The organism is Simplicispira lacusdiani (assembly GCF_003604195.1).
In the GTDB taxonomy this organism is placed as follows: Bacteria; Pseudomonadota; Gammaproteobacteria; order Burkholderiales; family Burkholderiaceae_C; genus Simplicispira; species Simplicispira lacusdiani.
Genome location: NZ_QXGR01000026.1, coordinates 1 through 1,836, shown reverse-complemented (window position 1 = coordinate 1,836; position 1,836 = coordinate 1). Strand labels below are relative to the sequence as shown.

At 53.1% G+C, this 1,836-nt stretch carries 3 protein-coding genes; all 3 read left to right on the top strand.

Annotated features, from left to right (window positions below):
• Positions 1–1,107 (top strand): RHS repeat domain-containing protein (locus D8S75_RS17205; protein WP_232829096.1); only part of this gene is annotated, 1,107 nt, incomplete at its 5' end.
• Position 1,108: 1 nt separating this feature from the next.
• A complete protein-coding gene (locus D8S75_RS17535; RefSeq protein ID WP_157982678.1) occupies positions 1,109–1,552 on the top strand; it encodes a hypothetical protein in 444 nt (147 codons plus the stop codon).
• A gap of 75 nt (positions 1,553–1,627) precedes the next feature.
• On the top strand, positions 1,628–1,836 hold a 209-nt coding region (locus D8S75_RS17810; protein ID WP_232829095.1), incomplete at its 3' end, for an RHS repeat domain-containing protein.

Below are 1,836 nucleotides of genomic sequence, written 5' to 3'. Positions count from 1 at the left end.
AGCAGCCAGACGGGCCAGGGCCCGGACGCACCCACCACCAAATACGCCCACAACGCCCTGGGCCAGCGCGTGTTCAAGACCGAGCCATTGTTTGCCGCAGCCAGCGGCAAGGGCACACCAACCGACAGCCCCCTGGACGATGAAGAAGAGCCGGAATCCCCCGGCCTGCTCAAGACCCTGCACGCGTTCTTCACGCGGCTGTGGAGCCCTGCCAAGAGCGATGCAGAGCACCTGGGCTGGGCCTATGTGTACGACGAGGAAGGCAGCCTGCTGGGCGAATACGGCACAGGCGGCAGCCAGAGCGCAGGGCAAAGCCAGTTCCTGTACCTGCCAACACAAAGCGGCCCCATCCCGATCGCCGCAGAGATCGACGGGCGCCTGTACGCCATCCACACCGACCACCTGGGCACGCCAAGGCGCCTGACGCAGGCCGACGGGCAGGCCGCCTGGCAATGGGCCTACACCCCCTATGGCGACGAAGCGCCCACGCTGGGGGCCCAGCGGTTTACCAACGAAATGACCAACCCCACGACGGGTGCCACCAACATCCCGCCCGTGCGCTTCAACCTGCGCTATCCGGGGCAGTACTTTGACGCAGAGAGCGGGTTGCATTACAACTACTTCCGCTCGTACGATCCGAGGACGGGACGCTACACGCAGAGTGACCCTATTGGATTACAAGGGGGATGGAATCGGTTTAGCTATGTCGAGGGGAATCCGCTGGGTTTGACCGATCCGACAGGATTGGCAGCACCAGCGCTTGCACCTTTGCTACCTATCGTGATTCAGGTATGCCGCAAAGTATTGGCAGAAACACTGGCTGCAATGGCTGGTGCCGGTGCGGCGGCTGTAATTGTTGAAGTGACGGATTGTGATGACGAAAAATGTAAGAAAGATGAGGATGATTGTGTTACGGCCAGTCAATTCCACTTGAAGGCGGCAGGCATTGGAGATCCGCATGATTTTAAGCGGGATTTTTTAGGGAAAAGAGCGCCTATTAAACTGTGGGATATTTGTGCCTGCAAAGATGGAGCTATAAAAATCGCAAATCATGGGGCGTGTGGATTTAAAGGGCCGAAAATAGAGACTGGCTATAGGTGGAAATAGTATGACCGACAATCAGAAAAATGAATTGCAAAATGTGAATCTAGGACGAACTGTTGGCTCTAGATATTTCCTATTGAGTGCTGGCGGGCATCGAGATAAATTAATGTCGATGCATGCAGAGTTGAACTTGCCGGGCTCGACATTGAAAAAGTTAAAAATTAATCCTCTTGATGATACGCCAGATATAGAGCGATGGCTCTGGGAGAGCTCTAAGGAATACTGCGTATCAGATTATCCATTAGAGGAGGTGGAAAGGTTTTTGCATAATAATATTGAGGCAATAAATTGCATGAGAAAATATCGGGAAACTTTATCTTTAAATATTTGCTTATGCTGGAAATTTATTGAAAATGAACTTCATGGATTTTACGCTTCATCTGAATTGATGCATCTTCTATCCAGTGCAGGATTGGGTTTGGATATTGATATTGCGAACTGGAATTAAGTGCGCAGAAATATTGTTAAAAATGGCGAACTCAACTCCGATGTGCAAAATCCACCAAGCTCATGAGGTCTGCCGGTGTTTTTTGCTTCTAAATTGATAGCTGCCAGCTATTGCCCATCAAGCGCTAGAGCCCAATTTCGCTTCAAGTTCCGACGCATCCCCTGCGCCCTGGGTCACATCCAGCGCGACGCCCAAGGCAACTCAACCCAGGAAACCAGCCCCGACAGCGGCCAGCAGCGCACCCAGTACGACGCCCTGGGCCTGCCCCAGCAAGTGACCGACGC